14 protein-coding genes and 1 tRNA gene are annotated in these 21,212 nt (G+C 63.4%); 9 read left to right on the top strand and 6 right to left on the bottom strand.

Annotated elements, in window-relative coordinates:
- Positions 1-8: 8 nt before the first annotated feature.
- The 4 genes from ACFIQF_RS20920 to ACFIQF_RS20905 all read left to right on the top strand — a co-directional run bounded on the left by ACFIQF_RS20920 (position 9) and on the right by ACFIQF_RS20905 (position 8,037).
- The gene (locus ACFIQF_RS20920; protein WP_431193951.1) at positions 9-6,023 is read left to right on the top strand and encodes a hybrid sensor histidine kinase/response regulator; all 6,015 of its coding nucleotides are present in this window, start codon (positions 9-11) and stop codon (positions 6,021-6,023) included.
- A 203-nt stretch (positions 6,024-6,226) separates the two neighbouring features.
- Complete coding sequence (locus tag ACFIQF_RS20915; protein ID WP_393945581.1) at positions 6,227-6,835, top strand: YqgE/AlgH family protein; 609 nt, start codon at positions 6,227-6,229, stop codon at positions 6,833-6,835.
- Positions 6,835-7,275: a Holliday junction resolvase RuvX gene (ruvX, locus tag ACFIQF_RS20910; RefSeq protein ID WP_393945580.1), complete on the top strand. Its 441-nt coding sequence runs from the start codon at positions 6,835-6,837 to the stop codon at positions 7,273-7,275. The genes ACFIQF_RS20915 and ruvX overlap by 1 nt, the downstream gene beginning before the upstream one ends.
- Positions 7,276-7,281: 6 nt before the next feature.
- Positions 7,282-8,037, top strand: a complete 756-nt coding sequence (locus tag ACFIQF_RS20905; protein ID WP_393945579.1) for a lysophospholipid acyltransferase family protein — start codon at positions 7,282-7,284, stop codon at positions 8,035-8,037.
- A gap of 48 nt (positions 8,038-8,085) precedes the next feature.
- Here the strand turns inward: ACFIQF_RS20905 and ACFIQF_RS20900 are convergent, their stop codons facing one another.
- Positions 8,086-9,132, bottom strand: a complete 1,047-nt coding sequence (locus ACFIQF_RS20900) for an ABC transporter ATP-binding protein (protein ID WP_393945578.1) — start codon at positions 9,130-9,132, stop codon at positions 8,086-8,088.
- Between the two features lie 80 nt (positions 9,133-9,212).
- On the opposite strand from ACFIQF_RS20900, the gene ACFIQF_RS20895 reads away from it, so the two are divergent.
- From ACFIQF_RS20895 to ACFIQF_RS20875, 5 genes are all read left to right on the top strand, one after another.
- A complete protein-coding gene (locus ACFIQF_RS20895) occupies positions 9,213-10,844 on the top strand; it encodes an ABC transporter permease (protein WP_393945577.1) in 1,632 nt (543 codons plus the stop codon).
- A gap of 217 nt (positions 10,845-11,061) precedes the next feature.
- The gene (locus ACFIQF_RS20890) at positions 11,062-12,444 is read left to right on the top strand and encodes a phosphatase domain-containing protein (protein WP_393945576.1); all 1,383 of its coding nucleotides are present in this window, start codon (positions 11,062-11,064) and stop codon (positions 12,442-12,444) included.
- A gap of 77 nt (positions 12,445-12,521) precedes the next feature.
- Positions 12,522-12,926, top strand: coding sequence for a hypothetical protein (locus ACFIQF_RS20885; RefSeq protein ID WP_393945575.1), 405 nt, complete (start codon positions 12,522-12,524; stop codon positions 12,924-12,926).
- Positions 12,927-12,939: 13 nt separating this feature from the next.
- The gene (arsC, locus tag ACFIQF_RS20880) at positions 12,940-13,296 is read left to right on the top strand and encodes an arsenate reductase (glutaredoxin) (RefSeq protein WP_393945574.1); all 357 of its coding nucleotides are present in this window, start codon (positions 12,940-12,942) and stop codon (positions 13,294-13,296) included.
- 58 nt (positions 13,297-13,354) lie between these two features.
- Positions 13,355-14,755, top strand: coding sequence for a phospholipase D-like domain-containing protein (locus ACFIQF_RS20875; RefSeq protein ID WP_393945573.1), 1,401 nt, complete (start codon positions 13,355-13,357; stop codon positions 14,753-14,755).
- A 42-nt stretch (positions 14,756-14,797) separates the two neighbouring features.
- Here ACFIQF_RS20875 and ACFIQF_RS20870 read toward each other — a convergent pair whose 3' ends face one another.
- The 5 genes from ACFIQF_RS20870 to ACFIQF_RS20850 all read right to left on the bottom strand — a co-directional run bounded on the left by ACFIQF_RS20870 (position 14,798) and on the right by ACFIQF_RS20850 (position 21,210).
- The gene (locus ACFIQF_RS20870) at positions 14,798-15,004 is read right to left on the bottom strand and encodes a hypothetical protein (RefSeq protein WP_393945572.1); all 207 of its coding nucleotides are present in this window, start codon (positions 15,002-15,004) and stop codon (positions 14,798-14,800) included.
- Positions 15,005-15,081: 77 nt separating this feature from the next.
- Positions 15,082-15,273 carry a hypothetical protein gene (locus ACFIQF_RS20865; RefSeq protein ID WP_393945571.1) on the bottom strand — a complete coding sequence of 64 codons (192 nt, stop codon included), beginning with the start codon at positions 15,271-15,273 and terminating at the stop codon, positions 15,082-15,084.
- A gap of 420 nt (positions 15,274-15,693) precedes the next feature.
- The gene (locus tag ACFIQF_RS20860; protein WP_393945570.1) at positions 15,694-16,203 is read right to left on the bottom strand and encodes a hypothetical protein; all 510 of its coding nucleotides are present in this window, start codon (positions 16,201-16,203) and stop codon (positions 15,694-15,696) included.
- 492 nt (positions 16,204-16,695) lie between these two features.
- Positions 16,696-16,770: transfer RNA gene (locus tag ACFIQF_RS20855), tRNA-Arg, on the bottom strand.
- 72 nt (positions 16,771-16,842) lie between these two features.
- A complete protein-coding gene (locus ACFIQF_RS20850) occupies positions 16,843-21,210 on the bottom strand; it encodes a translocation/assembly module TamB domain-containing protein (protein WP_393945569.1) in 4,368 nt (1,455 codons plus the stop codon).
- Positions 21,211-21,212 lie beyond the last annotated feature (2 nt).

Here is a 21,212-nt window from a genome sequence, read left to right as displayed (position 1 = left end):
ACTGTTGCATGTCTATAGCTATCGAAAACAAAGCGGAAAACGCATTGCCAACAGATGAGAGGGATCTCGGGCCATTGGCATGGATCAGCGACGAAGTTCGTCGCTCGTTGGAGGGAATGGTCAAGGCGCTGCACCGCTTCACACGTGACGTGGAAGCGGCAGGCGCCTCCGACCTGGAGGCGATTGATAACACCGGTATTCGCGTAGCACGGCAAAACCTGCACCAGGTGCACGGCGCTTTGCAAATGGTCGGCGCCGACCAGGCGGCCCAGCTGGTGCAGATGATGGAAGCGGTGACCCAGCGCTTTGCGCAAAAGCCGCATCTGTGCACCGAAAAATCGATTGCGCTGCTCGAGCGCAGCTCGTTCGCCTTGCTCGAATACCTGAGCCATGTGCTCAAAGGCCGCGAGATCTCGTTCGTCGCCTTGTTCCCGCAATACAAAGAGCTGCAAGCGCTGCAAGGCGTGGAGCGCGTTCACCCGGCCGATCTGTGGCACGGCGATACGGCGCAACAAGAGCCGCAAACACCAGCGGCAACCGCGCTGGAGCTGGACCGTGGTGCCCGCGAGCGCCTGGATGCGGGCATGCTGCACATCATCAAATCGGCCGACAGCAATGCGGCCCGTGATTTGACCGCCGTCTGCCTGGGCATTGCCCAAGGCCAGACGCAGCCCCCATTGCGCTTGTTCTGGAAAGTGGCGGCCGGCTTTTTTGACGCGCTGGCCCACCAACTGCTGGCGGCGGATCTGTATGTCAAACGCTCGGCTTCGCGCGTCATCATGCAGTTCGCGCAGCAGGCCAAGGGCAGCACCGAGGTCGACCAGGCCTTGCTGCACGAGCTGAACTTCTTCTGCGCTGCAGCGCAAGGCAACGACGAAGAGCAGGCCAAGGCCCAGGTTTTGGAAGCCGTACGGGCCAGCCTCAAAACCGCTGAACTGCAAGGCGTGAACTACGCCCAGGAGCGCTTTGGCTTGTACGACCCGGCAGTGCTGGCGCAAGCGCGCAAGCGCATTGAGTCGGCGGCCGAGCTCTGGTCCTCGCTGGCCGATGGCGATCGTTACAAGATCAAGCCGGTGGCCGACCAGTTCCACCTGATCCGCGAATCGCTGCACAAGCTGCACATTGGTGCCGAAGAGCTGGGCGCTGCGCTGGGCCGTGTGGCCGAGCACTTGCTCTCGACCAGCGCCGTGCCGTCGGCGCCACTGGCCATGGAAGTGGCCACGGCCATTCTTTATTTACAGGCCAACCTGGAATCGCTCGACGTCAAACCGGCAGTGATGCGCGAGCGCGCTGACCGTCTGTCGCAGCGTCTGGACCACGTGCTCTCGGGCCAAGCGCCCGAGCCGCTGGAGCCCTGGGTGGAAGAGCTGTACCGCAAGGTCAGCGACCACCAGACCATGGGTAGCGTGGTGGACGAGCTGCGTTCCACCTTGGGCGAAGTCGAAAAACACCTCGACCAGTATTTCCGCCATCCGGAAGACGTGTCCATGCTGGGCTCGGTCACCGGCTCCATGTCGCAAATGCGTGGCGTACTCTCGGTGCTGGGGCTGGACCAGGCTTCGGCCGCCACGCAGCATTTCCGCGGCGTGGTCGAGCAATTGGCCGTGGGTCAGGTTGCCGACGAAGACAAGCCGGCCGTGTTCGAAAAACTGGGCAACAGCTTGGGCGCCTTGGGCTTCCTGCTCGACATGCTGGGCTACCAGCGCACGCTGGCACGCAAGCTGTTTGTGTTTGATGCCGCCAGCGGCGAGCTGCGCATTGTCATGGGCACGCAAAAGCCCGGCGATGTGCCGCCTCCTGCGCCTGTCGTCGTCACGCCGCCAGTGGCTGCGCCCGCACCTGCCTTGCAGGCCGTGGCGGCCGAAGTGCCAGCCGATGAAGAACTCGACGATGAGCTGCTCGACATCTTCCTCGAAGAGGCGCAAACCGTGGTGCAAACCGGCGGCCAGGCGCTGCAGACCTTGCGCCGCGAACCCGGCGATAACGAAGCCCTGACCACCGTACGCCGCGCTTTCCACACGCTCAAGGGCAGCTCGCGCATGGTGGGCTTGATGCAGTTTGGCGAAGCAGCCTGGTCGATGGAGCAGGTGCTCAACCACTGGCTGGCCGAGCACAAGCCGGCTGACCCCGCCTTGCTGGCGCTGAGCACCGAAGCCCTGAACGGCTTTGGTCGCTGGGCCGAAGACATTGGCGCCGAGCGCAACTCCACCTGGAACCCTGACATCTTCCGTATCTCGGCCGATGCCATGCGCCTCGATGGCACGCATATCCCGCTGGTCATGCCCGCACATGTACAAGAGGGCGAGGCGCCTGAAGCCGCCGTGGCCGATCAGCCCGCTGAACTGGCGCCGGTAGAGGCCACTGCGGCCGAGCCAGAGCGCACCATGATGCTGGAGCTGCCCGAGCTGTCGCTCGATGACGAACTCACATCGCAGCCCTCGCCACTGGCCGAAGCGGGCGCAGAGCTGCCAGCCCAAGTGCCTGCAGCGCAAGAGGCCACACTCGATTTCAGTGATGTCGAACTGCCGGTGGCGGCCAGCCCCGAGGCTGCGCCCCAGGCTTTGTCTTGGCCGCTGGACAACATCGATCTGGAGCTGAAGCCCGCCGTCGAGGAGCCAGAGCCTGTCACTGCCGATGCGGTGCCTGCAACCGCCCCAGAAGGCGCTGAAGAAGTCGACTTTGCCGAGTTCGCCCAGGCCATGGCCGAAGGCGATGCCGCTGCACCTAAGCCAGAGCCTGCGCCAGTGCAGCCGCTGGATATGGGGGTAGGTTTTGTCAGTGTGGATGACAGCGTTGCCTTCATCGATGCCGACGAAGAGCCAGCGCCTGCGGCCGACATGACGCCTTCCGAGCTGACGGCGCTGGAGGCCGTGGTGCCCGAAGCGACGCCTGCCACGCTGGCCAAATTGCCCGTCGATTTGCCGTCGCTCGATCTGGTCAGCGACACCGAAGCCGTGGCAGAACCAGCGCCAGAACCTGTCTCGGCGCCTGCTGCCGAGCCCGTGATGCAGGCAGACGCCGCGTTGGCCGCAGACGGCTCCGACGGCGAAGCACCCGCGAACGCACTGGGTGTCAACTCGGCGCTGTTCAATGTTTACCTGACCGAGGCCGAAGACTGGTCGCACAGCCTCGAAAAAGTGCTGCTGCAATGGGGCGAGCAGCCGAACAAGGCTTTCCCCGACGATGCCATTGCCTATGCGCATTCGCTGGCAGGCAGCTCGGCCACCGTGGGCTTCGGCTCGCTGTCCGAGCTGGCCCGTGCTACCGAGCATGCGCTGGCCCATGTGCAACACGCTTCGCAGCCCGAAGTGGCCTGGCTCAACACTTTCCAGGCCTCGGGCTCGGAAATCCGCAAGCTTCTGCACCAGGTGGCGGCCGGCTTTGTCAAGCCTGCCAACGAGATCGTGCTGCACGATCTGCAAGCCATTGCGCACCTGGAGATCGACTCTGCGCTGCACCCGCCTTACGAGGCAGCCGATGCGCCCATCAGCGATCTGCAAGGTCTGGAGCTGGACGAGCAGCAGCCCAATTCGCGCCTGGCCGCACTGGAGCCTGTGCCTGAGCTGCCCGTGGCAGCGCATGCGGCAGACCACGCGGTTGAAGTGGTCGATGTGATCGACCCCGATCTGTTCCTGATCTTCGAGGAAGAAGCGCAAGAACTGCTGCCCAAGCTGGGCTCGGCGCTGCGCGAATGGTCGAGGGATCCGAACTACCTGCCGCCACGCGGCGAGGTGCTGCGCCATCTGCACACGCTCAAGGGCAGTGCGCGCCTGGCTGGTGCCATGCGCCTGGGCGAAATGGCCCACCGCATGGAGTCCGAGGTCGAGGACATCGGCACCGAGCACCTGACCACGCAAGACATCGAAACCCTGCTGGGCCGCTACGACAGTTTGCAGACCGAGTTCGTCGGCCTGCAGCAGCGTGGCAACCAGGTGCTGGCCGAAGGCGCTTTGCCGCAAACCGCAGCTGCCGCTACCGATATGAGTGCCGTGGTGGCCGAAGTGGTGGCCAGCGCGCCGGTGCCGCAAGAGGAAAGCGAAGAGGTCGTCAGCGCCGAAGAGGCCGAGGCCGCCGTTTCTGGCGTACACCACAAGCCGCTGGTGCTGCGCATGGCGCCTGTGCGTGTGGCCGCCGGCCAGTCCGTGCGCGTGCGCTCGCAGCTGCTCGACCGCCTGGTCAACGAGGCTGGCGAGGTGCTGATTGCCCGCTCGCGCCTCGACATGCGCTTGTCCAACATCCGCTCGTCGATCAAGGACATGTCGGCCAACCTGGAGCGTCTGCGCAACCTGTTGCGCGATGTGGAAGTGCAGGCCGAATCGCAGATGCAGTCGCGCATGGCGCAGGCCAAGGACACCGATTCCGGCTTTGACCCGCTGGAGTTTGACCGCTTTACCCGCGTGCAAGAGCTCACGCGCATGATGGCCGAATCCGTCAACGACGTGGGCACGGTGCAGCGCAATCTGCAGCGTACCGCCGAAGGCGCGGAAGACGACCTGATCGCCCAAGGCCGCCAGGCCCGCGAGCTGCAGCGCGATCTGCTGCGCACACGCATGGTGGAGTTTGATTCGGTCTCCGAGCGTCTGTACGCCATCGTGCGCCAGATCTCGAAAGAGCTGGGCAAACAGGTCAAGCTCGACATCACGGGCGGCGCCATCGAAATCGACCGTGGCGTGCTCGACCGCGTCACGCCCGCGTTCGAACACTTGCTGCGTAACAGCGTGGCCCACGGCATTGAATCGCCGGAGCAGCGCAAAAAGCAAAGCAAACCGCTCATCGGCACGATCACGGTCGATGTCAAACAAGAAGGCAATGACATTGCCGTCTCGTTCAAGGACGATGGCGCTGGCCTGCAGCTGGAGAAAATTCGCCAGAAGGCGGTCAACTCCGGCCTGATCACCGCCGAAGAAGCGGTCGATGTGCAAAAGGCTGCGCAGCTGATCTTTGCGCCCGGTTTCACCACTGCATCGGCGGTATCCGACATCTCCGGCCGCGGCATCGGCATGGACGTGGTGCGCACCGAGATCCAGTCGCTCGGTGGCCACATCGTCACCACCTCGGAGCAGGGCAAGGGCACGACCTTCCAGATGGTCATGCCGCTGACCACGGCGGTGACGCAGGTGGTGATGATGCGCGCAGGCGATATCAAGTTCGGCGTGCCGGCCAACCTGGTCGAATACGTGCGCCGCGTGTCGCAAGAGTCCATCGACGCTGCACACGCCAGCGGCATTTACCGGGACAACGAGGACGAGCTGCCGTACTACTTTGCCGGCGCCTTGCTGCAAGGTGATCTGCGCAGCCGCGAAGCACCGGAAAAGACCAGTGCTGTCGTCATCCTGCGCTCGGCGGCCAAGCGCGTGGCCGTGCACGTGGACGAAGTGCTGGGCAACCAGGAAGTCGTGGTGAAGAACCTTGGCCCGCAGTTGGCGCGTCTGCCCGGCTTGGCCGGCATGTCCGTGCTGGCATCGGGTGCGATTGTGCTGATCTACAACCCGGTCGCCCTGTACACCGTGTATGGCAAGCAAGTGGCCGAGCGCATTGCCCAGGCCCAACTGCACCCCGAAGTGGCCAATGCACCGGTGCGTGCACTGGCAGAGCAAGTGGTGCAAACGCCGCTCGTGCTGGTGGTGGACGACTCGATCACGGTGCGCCGCGTCACGCAGCGCCTACTGCAGCGCGAAGGCTACCGTGTGGCTTTGGCGGCTGATGGTTTGCAGGCGCTGGACCGCTTGCGCGAAGAGCGTCCAGTGATGGTGCTCTCCGACATCGAGATGCCGCGCATGGACGGCTTTGAGCTGGTCAAGGAAATCCGTTCCGACGACGCGCTCAAGGACTTGCCGGTGGTGATGATCACCTCGCGCATTGCCGACAAGCACCGCGAGCACGCGGCCGCACTGGGCGTAGACCACTACCTGGGCAAGCCTTACGCCGACGAAGTGCTGTTGTCCCTGGTGCGCCAATACGCGCTCGACAGCGAAATCAAGGCGGCCGACGCGGCTGCTGAACCAGGCGCTACGCTGCACTAAGCAGCCGCTGGCTCCCGTCACCCGGAAAGGGCTGCAGTGATGCAGCCCTTTTTGTTGTTGTGCGGGCCATTGGTCAGCGGGCATGGCAAGAGCAGACAGTGATCCGCTGCGTCGCCCTGCCGTCCAAGCGCATGGCCAAGAAGACCGCCATTCCGGCTGTCATTGTGCGAAAAGGGCTGTTTGGCTGCCCGTACAATGCCCGCATGAGCGCTGCCACTGAGACGACCGACTCCCTGAACCTGACCCACCACTTCCTCATTGCCATGCCCGGCATGGAGGACGATCTGTTTGGTCGCAGTGTCGTCTACGTCTGCGAACACAGCGACAAAGGGGCGCTCGGCATCATCATCAACAAGCCATCGGACATCACCATGGGCAAGCTGTTCGACAAGGTCGATCTGCCGCTGCGCCGCGAAGACCTGCAGGAATCACCGGTTTTCCAAGGCGGCCCCGTGCATACCGAGCGCGGCTTTGTGTTGCACGACCGCATTGTGCTGGATGTCAGCGCGGGCGATGAATCCGCTTACGCCTCTACGCTCACCATCCCTGGCGGGTTGGAGATGACCACCTCGCGCGATGTGCTTGAAGCCCTGTCCACCGGCGCGGGGCCTCGGCGCGTGCTGGTGTCGCTGGGCTATTCGTCTTGGGGTGAAGGCCAGCTCGAATCCGAAATCAGCGAGAACTCCTGGCTCACCGTGCCCGCACAAACGGGCGTGATCTTCGATACCCCCATCGAGCAGCGTTACGACAGTGCGCTCGGCCTGCTGGGCGTGCAAACCTGGGCGCTGTCTGCCGCCGCGGGGCGTGCCTGATGCTGACTGAAGCAGCGCACATGCAAAGCTTTCTGGCTTTTGACTATGGCATGAAGCGCACCGGCGCCGCCTACGGTACGCGCATGCTGGGCACGGCGCGGCCCTTGCCCACCATTAACGCCGAGGGCAAGGCCCGGTTTGTGCCCATGGAGCAGCTCATCAGCCAGTGGCAGCCCGATGCGCTGGTAGTGGGCGTGCCCTATCACCCCGATGGGGCACCGCACGAAAACACCACCAATGCTCTGCGCTTTGCCCGCCAATTGCGGGGGCGTTTCGGCCTGCCGGTGTTCGAGGTGGACGAGCGCTACAGCACCACCGAAGCCCTGGCCAATGGCGCGCGCGACGCCGACGCGGCCTCGGCCTGTATCATCCTGGAGCAGTTCATGCGCAGCCTGGACTTGCCCGCTGCCGCACCGCCTGGTGCCGATCAAAACGACTGAACCAGCATGCCCGGATTGCATCGCAAAGTCATTGGCGTGGTTCGCCTGGGGCGGCTGGGCGTGCACATTGTTGCTGGCGTTGTCACCGTCTGGAGCCGCTTTGGCCGGCTGGACCACGAGCAACGCAACCGCGCCGTCGAGCGCTGGGCGGGTCAGCTCTTGCGCCATGCCGGCGTAGAGCTGCAAGTGCACGGCCAGGTGCCATCAGGTGGGCCGCTGCTGCTGGTGGCCAACCACTTGTCGTGGCTGGATATTCCGGTCATCCATGCCAGCCAGCACTGCCGCTTTGTTTCCAAATCCGATGTCAAAGCCTGGCCGGTGATTGGCGGCCTGGCCAGCGCGGCAGGCACCTTGTTCATCGAGCGCACCTCGCGCCGCGATGCCATGCGCACTGTCACCCGCATGGAAGAGGCCATCCGCAAAGGCGACATGGTGGCTGTATTCCCCGAAGGCACGACAGGCGATGGCGCTGAACTGCTGCCATTTCACGCTAACTTGCTGCAAGCTGCTATTGCCGCGGAGGCCGCCGTACAACCCATGGGCTTGTGCTTTTACGACAAGCGGACCGGCGAGCGCAGCCCAGCGCCCAGTTATGTGGGCGACGAAAGCCTGCTTGGCTCTATCTGGCGTACGGTGACCGCGCCACCTTTGGTAGCGCAATTGCACTACGGCGATCCGCAAGACGCGCAAGGCCGCAGTCGCCGAGAGTGGTCGGACGCACTTTATGACGAAGTGGATAGATTGCGCCAGGTTAAGCGCTGATAGCGCTTAGTAGGCGTATTTTGTCGAGGACTGCCGAGCCGTGTCGGCTCAGGCTTGCTCGTTGCTGAAGCGCACCAGGTTGACCGGTTGCGCCCTTAGCCCCACGCGGCTGCCAATCTCGTGGTTCCACTGGCTGGGCACCTGGGCGTAGACTTGGCGCTGGTCATCCAAAGCCAAGGTGTAGAGGTATTGCGAGCCGCGAAAGGATTTGCGCAGCAAAACCCCTTGGTAAGGCGAGTTGGCATCTACCACCACTTCGTTGGCGCGCAGCAGCACATCGCAAGCCGGCTCAGCTTGCTGGGTTGCAATGGCGCCCAGTGGCGTTTGCAGTTGCCAGCCTTGCGGGCCTTGCTCAGGCCGGCCCGGCACAAAGGCGCCGTGGCCGATAAAGTCCGCCACAAAGCGCGAGGCTGGCTGCCGGTACAAGGTGGCGGCATCGGCCCACTGGTGCAGGTGGCCCAGCTCCATCACGCCGATCTGGTCGCCAATGGCAAAGGCTTCCAGCTGGTCGTGTGTCACAAACAAGGCGGTGGCCTGGGCGGCTTTGAGAATATCGCGCAGCTCGTGCGCCAGGCGCTCGCGCAGATCGACATCGAGGTTCGAGAACGGCTCATCCAACAGCATCAGCTGGGGCCGGGGCGCCAGCGCGCGGGCCAGCGCCACGCGCTGCTGCTGGCCGCCCGAGAGCTCGTGCGGGTAGCGCTGCGCACTGCCTTCCAGGCCCACCATGGCTAGCACCTCGCGCACACGCTGTTCTTGCTCGACCTTAGGCAGTTGGTGGATACCAAAGGCCACGTTCTTGCCCACGCTCAGGTGCGGGAAGAGGGCGTAGTCCTGGAACACCATGCCAATGCGGCGCTTCTCGGGCGCCAGGCTGCCAGCGCTGGAGCTGACGATGGCGCCGCTCAGGCGGATCTCGCCCTGGCTGATGGGCTCCAGCCCGGCCACGGCGCGCAGCAAGGTGGTTTTGCCGCAGCCCGATGGCCCGATGAGCACGCCAATATCGCCCACCTGCAGCTGCAGCGACACCTGTTTGACGGCGGCTTGCGCGCGTCCGGCGTAGCGCACCTCGAGTTGGGAGACCTCTAGAAACATGGCGCGTATTGTAGGCGGCGCCCAGCCCGGCGGGTGGCCGCAGAGTAGAATCGCCAGCTTTTATTCAGGCTGATTCGCATTTGCAAAACCTCGCCCGCCTACGCCGCCAGTGCCTGCTTTTCCTAGTCGCTATTGCCCTGGTGCTGCCGGTTCTCACCGTTTTCAGCGCCTGGCTGCCGGGGTTCGGTAACGAGGCCGATGCCTTTGCCATCGTGCGCGAAATGTTCGCCACGGTGCTGCCCGGTTATCTGCGCACCACGGTTGCGCTGGGGTTGATGGTGGCGGTGGGCGCCGCTTTGGTGGGGACGGTCTGCGCGGCGCTGGTCACTTTGTTCGATTTTCGCGGCCGCAAAACCCTGGAATGGTTGTTGTTGTTGCCGCTGGCCATGCCTGCTTACGTCACGGCCTATGCCTATACCGACTTTCTACAATTCAGCGGTCCCTTGCAAGTAGGCTTGCGCTCCGCGTTCGGGCTGGAAGGGCGGCTGCTGCCCGAGATTCGCTCGCTCGGCGGCGCGGTTCTGGTGTTTGTGGTGGCGCTTTACCCCTATGTTTATCTGCTGGCGCGCACGGCTTTGTCGGAGCGCGCTGCACACCTGATGGAAGCGGCACGCCTGCTGGGCGCACCCATGGCCAGGCGCGTTCGTACCATCGCCTTGCCAATGGCGCGGCCGGCCGTGGTGGCTGGCGTAGCCCTGGTGCTGATGGAAACCTTGGCCGACTTTGGCGTGGTCAGCTACTTCGGCATCCAGACCTTCACCACCGGCATCTACAAAGCCTGGTTGTCGATGGAAAACCGCACCGCTGCCGCCCAATTGGCCACCATGCTGCTGGTGTTGGTGCTGGTGGTGCTGCAGCTTGAGCTGCGCGCCCAGCGCCGCATGCGCTTTGCCGGCACGGGTGTAGGCCGCGCTGGCTCGGCCGAGGCGCAGCCGCAACGCTTGAGCGGTTGGCGCTGTGCACTGGCCTGGTTGCTGTGTGGATTGCCGGTGGTGCTGGGCTTTGTGGCTCCCGTGCTCTTCATGCTGCGGCCGCTGGCGGCCGATTGGTCGGTGATTCCGCTCGATCGTTTTGTGCAATGGGCCGCCAACAGCATCCGCTTTGGTGCCATCACCGCCGTGCTGGCGGTGGCGATTGCCTTGCTGGCGGCCTATGCAGCGCGCCGCAGCCGCGATTGGTTGACCCGGGCCCTGGTGGCATTGATCAGCCTGGGCTACGCCGTGCCGGGCGCGGTCATCGTGGTCGGCCTGCTGCTGCCGGTGGGCTGGGTGCAGCAATGGGCGCCGCAATGGGGCTTCCCGGCCTGGATCACCGCTACCGCGGCGGGCATCATCTGGGCCTATCTGGTGCGCTTTACCGCGATTGCGCTGCAAAGCCTGCAAAGCGGCTACACGCGCATTCCGACCAGCCTCGACGAATCGGCGCGCATGCTGGGCACGGGTGGCCTGGGCTTGCTGCTGCGCGTGCACTTGCCCTTGCTGCGCCGCTCGGTCTTCACGGCGGCATTGCTGGTGTTTGTCGATGTGATGAAAGAGCTGCCCGCCACCATGGTGCTGCGCCCTTTCAACAGTGATACCTTGGCCGTTGTGGCCTACCAGTTGGCGCGCGACGAGCGCTTGGGCGAGGCGGCCTTGCCATCGCTGGCGCTGGTTTTGGTGGGTTTGGTGCCGGTCGTGCTGCTGATCCGTACTATTCGTTCGGATAGGAAGTAATCACGTTTGATCTACATCAAGCTTGAATTGTTTGCTAGCGTAAAATTACCAATGATGTAACTTTTATTTGCAATCAACACATTTTGCATTATTTTTTACGGTTGATTGCTTTCTATAATCCGGGCGAAAATCAGCAACAGGTGCTCGGCGAGCGGCACCGGTTTTTTTGCTGCCTGCTTCGCCGTTCAAGACCCTGCCGCACAGCGGCAACGCACGCGTGTCCCAACCAAGCTTTGTTCTGGAAACAGACAACTGGGGTGTTGCCTATGGCGACAAGGTCGTCCTTTCGGCCATCCACCTCCAAATCTCCCCGAAAACGATCACGGCCCTGATGGGGCCTGGCGGTGCTGGTAAATCCAGCCTGCTGCGCAGCCTGGCGGGCGTCAACAACGACAACACCCGCTTTCGCCAATGGGGCGAGGTGCGCTACCTCGGCCAGCCGCTGACGGACGACAACCGCCCCCGCATGGTGCGCCAGCACGCGCGCCTCATGCTGGCCACGGTGCAGGAGTCGCTCACCGAGTTCCAGCGCCACGGCCAGCAGTCGCTGCAAGAGCGCCGCGAATGGTGCGAGGCCTTTTTGGAGCGCATGGGCTTCTCGGAGCTCAAAGCCGCCCTCAACAAGCCCGCCGTCGAGCTGCCTGCCGTGCAGCAACGCGCCATTGCCATCTTGCGCGAAGTGGCAGCGGATCCGGCTTTGCTGATGGTCGACGAGCCCACCGCTGATCTGGACGAGTACGACGCCTACCTACTGCTCGAGCTGCTCAAGCGCGTGGCGCAAGAGCGGGCGGTGTTGCTGGTCACGCACAACCAGCGCCATGCGGCAGCCATTGGGCAGCGCGTGCTGCTGTTGGCTGGCGGCACGATCCAGGAATCAAACACGGCCGAGGCGTTTTTCTCGGCCCCTTACTCGCCCGCAGGCCAGCAGTTTGTGCGCAGCGGCAGTTGCGCCGTGGTCACGCCCGAGCTGTCGGTCGAAGAGGCCATGCAGGCCGAGCCGGTAGCCGAAGCGGCGGCGCCTCCCGCAGCCACGGCGGCCCAGGTGGCACGCCAAGGGCAGCGGGCCGTCTTGCCCGACCTGGCGCTGGCCAGCCCGGTGTTGCCAGCAGAAGAATTTGTTTCCGATTCGCGTGGCCCCCGCGGCTTTGCCTGGCTGGTGCCGGGCAAGCTGGCCGGTACGCCATTGCCCGGTGTGGTGAACGATATCGATATCGACCTCAAGGCGCTCAAGCGCTGCGGCGTGACGGTGCTGATCTCGCTCACCGAAAAAGACGTGGACCAGGCTGCGCTGGCACGCAACGGCATGCGCAATGTGCACCTGCCCGTCTACGACCGCGAGCCGCCTACGGTGTCGCAGCTGCAAATGCTGATGCTCAAGATGAAGCGCTTGCTACTGGGTGGCGAAGTGCTGGCCGTGCACTGCCTCGCCGGCCTGGGCCGTACCGGCACGGTGCTGGCGGCTTGGTTGGTGTTTGAAGGCATCACCGCTGAGGCCGCGCTGCAGCGGGTGCGCGCAATCGAATCGCAGTATGTGCAGTCGGAGCTGCAAGAGAACATTCTCTTTGCCTACGAAGCCATGCTGCTGGAAAAAATGGGTTAGTGCTGGCGGCGGTGGTGCAGGACCGGCGGTCGCCGCCTGCCACTGCGGGCCAGCGGTTTACAAGAAAGGAACCACAGATGTCGATGGATGCTGTTTTACAAAAAGTCGCCTCGTTCGTACCAGAATGCTTGGCTGCCGGCTATGTCGATGTGGCCAGCGGCATGCTGCTGGGCATTCGCACGGTGGATTCGCACCCCCGTGAAGTGATTGACCTGGTGGCCGCTGCCACGGCCGATCTGTTCAACGGCCCGAACGTCTCGATGATCGAGCGCATGTTCAAAAAATCCCGTGGTCTGCAAGACGACGGCCACCACTACTTTCAGGAAATCATCGTCAACAGCGACAACCTGATCCACGTCTTCATCCGTGGCAAGGGCAACCCCGAGTACGTGGCCGTCTTCGTCTGCCGCCGCACGGCCAACCTCGGCATGGCGCTCACCAAAGCGCGCATCATCATGCCCGAGCTCGAAGCAGCCTTGTAATAAGATGGGGGCCATGTCGCAAGCCCCCGTCACCATCTATCACAATGCGCGCTGCAGCAATTCGCGCGGCGCGCTCGCCCTTTTGCAAGAGCGCGGCATCACGCCGCAGATTGTGGACTACCTCAAAGAGCCGCTCAGCGCCGCACAACTCACGGCGCTGATGGCGCAATTGGGCCTGCCGGTGCGCGAGGTCATGCGCAGCAAAGAGGCCATCTACCAAGAGCTGGGCCTGGCCGACGAGGCGCTCAGCGATGCTGAGCTGATCGCTCAGATCGCCGCTCACCCGGTGCTGCTCAACCGCCCGATCGTGGTCACTGGTAAAGGCGCCAAGCTGTGTCGGCCGCCTGAGCTGGTGCTCTCCCTCCTGTAAGGCTGGTTGTTGGATGGGCCGCTTCCTCCAACAACCTCCCATCCGCAGCGGATAAGCCATGCTGCGCGTCACCGTACTGTCCGGCCTGGGCCACACCATCGCGGTGGCGGTCTCCTTGCTGGTGTACGTGCTGGCCACCCGCGCCGGTCAGCAGCGCCGCCACCCCGCCTCGGCCATTGGCTGGGTGCTGGGCATGCTGACCTTCCCCTATCTGTTTTTGCCGCTGTTCCTGCTGTTCGGGCCGCGCAAGGCGGTGCGCCCGCCCGCGCATCGCGTGCCGTTGACCGAAGCCGCGCTGCGCCGCTCGGTGCCTGCCGAAGTGCCGCTGTGGGCCGGCCAACTGCTGGCCAGCATGGAGTTGGACAGCGCCCAGACCAATGTACACGCGCAGTTCCACAGCGACGGTCTGCAATCACTGCAAGCGTTGTTGGCGCTTGTCCAGGCTGCGCAGCGCAGCATAGACATCAGCACCTACGTCTTTGGCAACGACGTGGTGGGCCGCCAGCTCATCGTGGCCTTGCAGCAAGCGGCGCAGCGCGGCGTGAAAGTGCGCTTGCTGCTGGACGGCATTGGCTGCTGGCGCTTGCTGCCCGCCCATTTGCGCCGCATGCGCCGCGCGGGCTTGCTGGTGCGGCGCTTCATGGTGCCGCTGCTCTTTACCCGTGGCAGCAGCAACCTGCGTAACCACCGCAAACTGGCGGTGGCCGATGGCGTCTTGCTGTGGAGCGGCGGGCGCAACCTGGCTGACGAGTATTTTTTGCCCAGCGCACAAGGCAAACCGCCATGGCTGGATCTGAGCTTCAGCCTGCAAGGCGCCTTGGCTGGCGTGGTGGCTGCACAGTTTGAGGCCGACTGGCGCGCTGCACGCGGCCGCCGGCGGCCCATGTGGCTGGCACCGGCGCTGCCTCTGGGCGGTGGACACCAGCACTGGGCGCAGTGGGTACCCAGCGGCCCCGACCACCCGGACGACTGCCTGCATGCGCTCTACATGGCGGCGGCTTTTCATGCGCGCAGCAGCATCACCTTGGTCAGCCCGTACTTTGTGCCGGACGACGCTTTGCTCGAAGCCTGGTGCCTTGCCTGCCGACGCGGCGTCAAATTGCGCGTGCTGGTGCCGCAGCAATCCAACCACCGTCTGGCTGACTGGGCCCGCGAGCGCTCATTGCGGGCGCTCGCGCAGGCGGGCGCCGAGGTTCGCGTCTGCCGCGACATGGTGCATGCCAAGCTGGTCATCATCGACAACAGCGTGGCCTTGTGCGGTTCTGCCAACTTGGACGGGCGCAGCCTGTTTCTCAACTATGAAGCCATGACCGCTTTCTACAGCCCGCCAGAAATCGACTGGCTGCAACAGTGGAGCGATGCGCTGGCTAGCAGCAACCCCGCCTACCAGCCCAAACCACCGAGCTGGTGGCGCGATGTGGCCGAAGGCCTGGTGCGGGCGGTGGCTTTTCAGCTCTGAACCCGGAGAGCCCATTGCGCCAGGCAAAGGGCAAGTCAGCCACTATTTCTTGGGCTGCTGCTCGGGGTAGCAAACCGCCAAGCTCGTCCACTGGTTTTGCGCTTGGCAAAACACCTCTTGCCGACCCGTCAAACGGTCTACGCGCACTGATTTGTCGCTGGTGTACTCATAGCGGAAAAAAGCCGCGCCTATCACCAGCGCCAGCAACAACAAAACAGCACGCAAGAGCCAGCGGGCATGGGTCTTCACAAGCAACTTTCAGGACAAAACGGCAGTTTAGCTTGGGCGCTGGCAAGGGGGCCGATTGCAAACCCGCCCGCTGCTGATCACTTGGTAACGGACGGCGCTTGCGCTGCCAGCTGCAGCATATGTTGCTTCAGCTCCAGTTCGGCCAGGCGCAAACGCTCGAACTGCGCCGAGCCCCGCAGCGGCTCGAGCTGGTGCAAACCGCTGATCTCCTGCACCAGGCGTTGAATCAAATAGTCCAAGCGTAGGCTGGTGGGTGCGGTGGTGACCATAAGGCATCCTTTCTCGCAGAAATCCCTGCGCTGGCTCATGCCTGGGCAATCTAGCACGCGGTATTCGTGCTTGTCTTGCTTGGTTGTATGGGCAATTGATAATTGATGTGCCGAATAAGCATCGCGGCGCTGCCGAATAGAGGCAGACCGAGGCGAGGAAAGCCCATGGAGGTGATACAAATCACCACAAATTTACCGGGCCAGCGGTAGTTGGCGCAGCAGCTGAAACCTGCATCTTGGCTACTAGGCAGAGCTTGTGAGAAGCTCGGTAGCGCCTGATGGCCAAAAAATCCCGGAGCAAAAAGCGGCGGCATGCGCTTTGCCCCCGTGTTGTCCCGGTTCTGAAATTTATTCAACGTTGAGGATCGGCCATCAACGGGTCGATGGGCCTTCGAGATTTCACTGACGGTGCAGCCACCCTTATTGCTGGGGTTTCCCGGTCACTCCGGCCGTGGCATCTGTGCGAAATTTACGGATTGCGTTGCCGTACTCCGCTTCAATAGCGGTACATGGAATGGGTAGATGGTCTCCGTCTTTGAAGATGCCATAGCCATATTTCGAATACATCAAACCCACCTGGATCAACGGCCCAACGGGTATGCGACCACAGCCCCGAAAGCCGATATAGCGCGATGACCGTTCGGCAGATCGAAAGACATCATGGATACCGTCGTGGATTTCAGTGCCAGTCGTGTCCAAGCCATGTTCATCGGGAAGAAACAACCCGAATCTGTAGCTGAAAGTACCGTCGGTATTTAGGTACACCGCTTGAACGTCGCAGTTGTTCTCGACCTCTTTCAGGTGGACTTTCACTCGGGCAGACTGCAGCTCCAGATATCGACCGAAAACATACCAGTCGTAGCTGTGTCGGCGCAGCATGTCCGTTCGGTCGAGTGCTTCCCCATCTGTGCGTAATGAATTCGGCATCATTTACCCTGCTTTTTTTAGAGATGATAAAGCCCGGTGACCGTGCGGCACTGCCCGAGTCATGGAGCTCACCGGGCAGCGCAGCCCAGAATCCACCAATGAATGGGGAACGATGCCCCGTGGACTTGAGCCTTTCTTCATGGACAGATAAGTCAGCGCCAGCACCTGGCCGCAGCAAATGGCTCGAGTGACCGTCGCCCATGTGTCCGGTTCAGTTTGGTTCAATCGCTGGGACGCTGCGTGGAATACAGGCCGCCCCGTCGTTGTGCTTATCCCCAGCAGCTTTGCCAGAGTGCTTGTATTGCTTCACCAAGGTGTCCGAGAGCGGCATTGCTGGCATGTCGTATCTGTTGGTACGCGAACTGCCAACAAAAGTACCAGCAAAATGTTGGCATGTCTAGAGATCGTATGAGACAACGCTAGACAACAAAAAACCCGCAACGCTAATAAGCATGCGGGTTTTGAGCGCTTGCGAGACTGTCTGAAATCTTCACATGGTCCCCCCGACAGGAATCGAACCTGTATCTAGCGCTTAGGAGGCACTCGTTCTATCCATTGAACTACGAGGAGGGTGACCAGCGGCTATTGTAGGGGCTGGCAGGGCGCGGTCGGAGAAAACTGCGCTCTGCGTGCATGCCAGCCTTATTCGTAGCGCAGTGTGTAGATCAGGTCCAGCGCGCTGGTGGTGCCGGCGGAGCCGCGCAGCTGCAGGTTGCGGGTGAAGTCGTAGAAGATGTAGAGCGCGCCCAGTGTGCCGGCCAGGCCGGCTTCGTAGGTCACGTACAGGTCTTTCGACAGGCGCTTGCCCAGTGAGAGGCTGCCGCCGTTGGCGTCGTCACCACCAAAGCCGATCTCGTCCAGCCCCAGGCTTTGGGCGATGTTGCCGGTGAGGCTTTCGCCCGAGCCGCCGCCCAGCAGCGCCAGCGCGGCCTGCTGCATCATGGCGCTGTTGGCGCCGCCTCCGGCCGGGTCGCGGCCCATGACCACCCAAGAGATTTTCTCGGCATCGGGCATCACCGGGTCGGAGTACAGGTTGACGCGCGGCGCCATGGCCGAGCCGGTCACTTGCACGCCGGCCTTGACGGCGATGTTCGGGCGCAGCGCCAGAATGTCGAGCGAGGGGTTGTTGTAGGGGCCGTTAAAGCGGATCAGCCCGGTTTCCACGTTCAGCACCTGGCCCCAGGCGCGGTAACGGCCTTCGACGGTGTTGATCTCGCCGGTGATGCGCGGCATGCCAATGCCGCTGGTGTTGCCCGAGGCGTTTTGCACGTTCAGCGCGCCACTCAAACGGGTGGTGATGCCGTAGCCTTGCAGCGCAAAGTCGTTGCCCAGATCCAGCGTCACGGCCAGCTGCAGCGGCTTGGCGGTGGTGATGCCGCCTTTGCTTTCTTCCAGTTTGCCGTCGGCGGCCTTGGCGGCAGCTTGTTTGGCTTTTTCGGCCGCGGCGGCGCGGCTGGCCTTGGTGTGCACCACTACGTCGGAGCCAAGTGTGGGCGCAGATTCGTTGGCCAGCATGATGCTGGCGCGGTCCACCGTCAGTTTTCCGGTGATGCTCATCTGGCCTTGCTGCAGTTGGCTGCGCACATCGCCCGAAACGCTCACTTGTCGGTCGGCGCGCACCAGCACTTGCAGTGCCTTGGCTTCGGCGCGGATGTCCATCTGGATGTCGGGCTTGCCGCCGCCTTCGGGCATGCTCCAGCGGATGGTGCCGCTGGCGTCGAGTGTGCCGCCCGCCGTGGGGGCTGGGGTCAGGTTGCCGCTGAAGCCGATGATGCGCGCACGGCTGCCTTCGCCGCCGTCGAAATGCAGGTTTTGCAGCACCAGCTCGTTGCCGTTGAGCTGGGCGCGCAGGCTGCCGTTGCGCAGGTCCACACCGTCAAGCTGCGACTGAATGCGCATTTTGTCGGCCGCCATGGTGCCGCCCCAGCGCGGGTCCTGCAGATGGCCTGAGAGCTTCACATCCGCTGTCAGGCTGCCGGCCACGCGCCAGCCCGGTGGCGCAAAACTGGCCCAGATGCCGAGGTCGGGCATTTGCGCTTTGATGCTGCCGCTCAGCGGTGCGTCGGGCGCCAGGTTGGCGGCCAGGTAGTCTTTGCCGTCGTATTGCAGGGCGGTTTGCAGATCGGCTGTCAGCTGGCCGGCATTGGCCGAATCCCAGCGCACCTGGGCTTGTACCTGGCGGTCTTGCACGTTCAACTCTACCTGGGCGGTACGGATGCCGGCGGTGATGGTTTGCCCTTGCGCGGCAAACGCCTTGGCGAGGCTGCCTTCGCTGCCGCTGGAGTGAAAGCTGACGCTCTTGGGCAAGCTGTTCTGGCTGTGCAGGCGCAGGTCGCCGCTGGCGCGCTCTACCAGCAGTTTGGCGTTCAGGCCGTTGCTGGTGTTGATGTCCCAGCGGCCTTGTACCACCAGGTCGGAATCGAGCGGGTTGATGGCCTGGTTCTGGTTCGCATCAGGCTTTTGGAAGGCGCGCGCCCAGCGCAGCGGCAAGCCTTGTAGCGTGCCCGTGCTTTGGAGCAGAAGGCTTTTGTCGGCCGCTTGGCTGAACTGCAGCGGGTTCCACTGCAGGGTGACGGTGCCTGGCTCCGGCCCGGTCAGCTGCAGCTGGCTGGCGCCGGTGCTGGCTTGCAGCGGTTTGTTGCCCTGGGGCAGTTGCAGTTTGAAATCGAGCGGCTGCTGCAGCGCCAATTGCCATGGCTTTTTATTGGGCGGCAAGGTGGCGCTGGCTTGCAGGCGGCTGAGACTGCCGCTCCACTGCTGGTTGGCGGCGCTGCTGGCGGCCAGTTGCAGTTGGCCAGCAAATTGCTGTTCGCCTTGGCGGGCTTCGGTTTGCAGGTCGGCTTGCACCTTGGCCAGGTTGCCGCTCAACAGCAGTTTGGTGTTGCGCAGCTGCAGGTCCGCCGCGGATTCGCTGGTACGCACGCTCAGTTGTGGTGTGCTGATGTTGGCATCCAGTGCAAACGGCTGTGCGCCGTTGCTGGTAATGCCAGCGGGCATTTTGGCCAGCAGGCCGGCACGTTGCAATTGGCGCAGTGCGTCGCCATAGCCGCCGCTGAAGCGCAGTTGCGCATCCAGGCTGCCTTGCGCTTTGAGCGCGGGCGGCATGGCTTCGGCCACGCCGGGCAGCTTGCGCAGCCATTGCAGCAGTTGCTCGGCGCTGCTCAGCTTCAGCGCTATATCGCCCTGGCCTTTGGTGGGTGCGGCCTGGGCTTTGGCCTCCAGCGTGGCGCCGGGCACTTGGGCCGAGAGCTGGCCGCCGCCGCTCAGTTGCTCGGTGTGCGCTACCAGCCTGTTGGCACTGATGTGGGCACCCAAGGCGTCGATCTGTGCGCTCTCCAGTTGCAGCTCGGGCGCTTTCCACTGGCCTTTGGCGATGATGCGCTCGATCGGCAAGCTAGCTGCTGTTTTGGCGCTGCGTACGGCTGGCGCCTGTTGCGAGCGGATGTCGGCGTCAAACAAGATCGTGTCTTGGCGCGATTGCGCGCTGAGCTTGCCCGACAGCGGCGCGCTGTCGATGCGGGTGTCTATCAGCGCCGGGTTCAGCGCTTGCAAAACGGCGCTCAGCGCAGCGTGCCGGTCGGCCAGGCGGTAGTGGCCGTTGGCTTGCAAGCTGCCATTGCCCACGTGCAGCGCCGTGCCTTCGAGCAGGTCAACGCGCTGGCCGTCAAACATGGCGTGCGCTTGCAGCTGGCTCAGCGGCAGGCGCTGTTCGTTGATCGGGCCGGGCAGAGCGTTCTTCAGGTCGGCCACTATCTCCAGCGGTACAGGCAGTGGCACGGCAGTTTCTTCCGCCGGTGCATCGGCAGCCGCTGCAGGCAGTGGCGGTGCGGCGTGCTGGGCGTGCACGCTGGCCAATTGTTCGGCAATGGCTTCGCTCACTTTGAGCTCGCCACTCAGCAAAGTGGTGGGCAACTGTGGCAAAAATGCGGCCAGGTTGATGCTTTGCAGGCTGGCTTGCGTGGGGCCGAGCGGCCAGCTTTTCCAGGGGTAGACGGTGGCGTCCACATCGGCCTGCATCGGCGGCGCTTGCGCCAGAACCTGGGCGGCTTGTTGCTTGGCGCGCTGAGCTGCGCTGTTGGTGTTGACGGGTTTGGCGCTGCGTACCAAAGGCGGTGCGCCGGGCTTGCTTTGGGCCGTATGCTCAGTCACTGGTTGCGGCCGGGGTTGCAACTGCGCTTGCACGCGCAGCGTGGCATCGGCGCCCGAGAGTTGGCCGCTGACATGGGCTTTGGCATCGGCCACGATGGCGGGCAGTGTTTCCGTGGCGGGCTGCTCCACATGCGCTTGCAGTTGCGCATCCAGCGCCATCGGCGCCAGAGCACCCAGTGTGGCTTTGGCCTGGTAGCTGCCGTTGAAAGCCTGCACGCTGCTGATCTGCAACTGGTGCTGATCGCCCTGGTACAGATAATGGCCTTGCAGGCCGGCAATGGTGATGGGTTTTTCTGCGGCCCAAACTATTTCATCCACTGCAAACGGCACTTCCAGCACGCGCAGCGGCAGCGGCAATTTCTCCAGCGGTTGCGTCGGCTCTTTGGGTTTTTCCAGGCCCGGGGGCGTAATGGTGAGCTGCTTGATCTGGATAGGCGCCAGCCGCACTTCCTTGTCCCACACGTTGTCGAGCGTCCAGCCGATGGTGGCACCGCTCATGTCTACCGTCAGCGAGGGGTTGCTCCACTGCAAATTGCCCACGCTACCGCCGCGCCGCAGGCTGCCGCGCACATCGGTGGCTTGCAGTTTTTGCTCGGCCGGCAGATAGCGCTGCACGATGGCGATCACGCGCGCCAGGGAATCGTCTTGCCCGCTCCACCACCAGGCGCCGCCCAGCAACACGGCGAGCAGTACGACGAGCGCCAGTAGCAACCAGAGCAGGCCGCGCAGCATGCGCATCGGCAAGCTGCGCTTTTTCTTGGGCGTTTTCTCAGGCGTTGGCTGGCGCGGCTTGCCGGCAGCGCTCTGGCTGGCGTTGCTGCCAAGGTTGGCCGGAGAGGGGGTGGTATTGCTGTCTGCCATCG

Origin of the sequence: Comamonas trifloxystrobinivorans (genome assembly GCF_043359985.1) — a bacterium.
GTDB lineage: Bacteria > Pseudomonadota > Gammaproteobacteria > Burkholderiales > Burkholderiaceae_C > Comamonas > Comamonas trifloxystrobinivorans.
Note: the sequence above shows the minus strand (reverse complement) of the source record. Positions and strands in the feature narration are given on the sequence as shown.

Excerpts from the sequence above, each read along its gene's own strand:
- ACFIQF_RS20920 (WP_431193951.1), top strand. The coding sequence starts at position 9 with ATGTCTATAGCTATCGAAAACAAAGCGGAAAACGCATTGCCAACAGAT.
- ACFIQF_RS20915 (WP_393945581.1), top strand. The coding sequence starts at position 6,227 with ATGAGCGCTGCCACTGAGACGACCGACTCCCTGAACCTGACCCACCAC.
- ruvX (WP_393945580.1), top strand. The coding sequence starts at position 6,835 with ATGCTGACTGAAGCAGCGCACATGCAAAGCTTTCTGGCTTTTGACTAT.
- ACFIQF_RS20905 (WP_393945579.1), top strand. The coding sequence starts at position 7,282 with ATGCCCGGATTGCATCGCAAAGTCATTGGCGTGGTTCGCCTGGGGCGG.
- ACFIQF_RS20900 (WP_393945578.1), bottom strand. The coding sequence starts at position 9,132 with ATGTTTCTAGAGGTCTCCCAACTCGAGGTGCGCTACGCCGGACGCGCG.
- ACFIQF_RS20885 (WP_393945575.1), top strand. The coding sequence starts at position 12,522 with ATGTCGATGGATGCTGTTTTACAAAAAGTCGCCTCGTTCGTACCAGAA.
- arsC (WP_393945574.1), top strand. The coding sequence starts at position 12,940 with ATGTCGCAAGCCCCCGTCACCATCTATCACAATGCGCGCTGCAGCAAT.
- ACFIQF_RS20875 (WP_393945573.1), top strand. The coding sequence starts at position 13,355 with ATGCTGCGCGTCACCGTACTGTCCGGCCTGGGCCACACCATCGCGGTG.
- ACFIQF_RS20865 (WP_393945571.1), bottom strand. The coding sequence starts at position 15,273 with ATGGTCACCACCGCACCCACCAGCCTACGCTTGGACTATTTGATTCAA.
- ACFIQF_RS20860 (WP_393945570.1), bottom strand. The coding sequence starts at position 16,203 with ATGATGCCGAATTCATTACGCACAGATGGGGAAGCACTCGACCGAACG.
- ACFIQF_RS20850 (WP_393945569.1), bottom strand. The coding sequence starts at position 21,210 with ATGGCAGACAGCAATACCACCCCCTCTCCGGCCAACCTTGGCAGCAAC.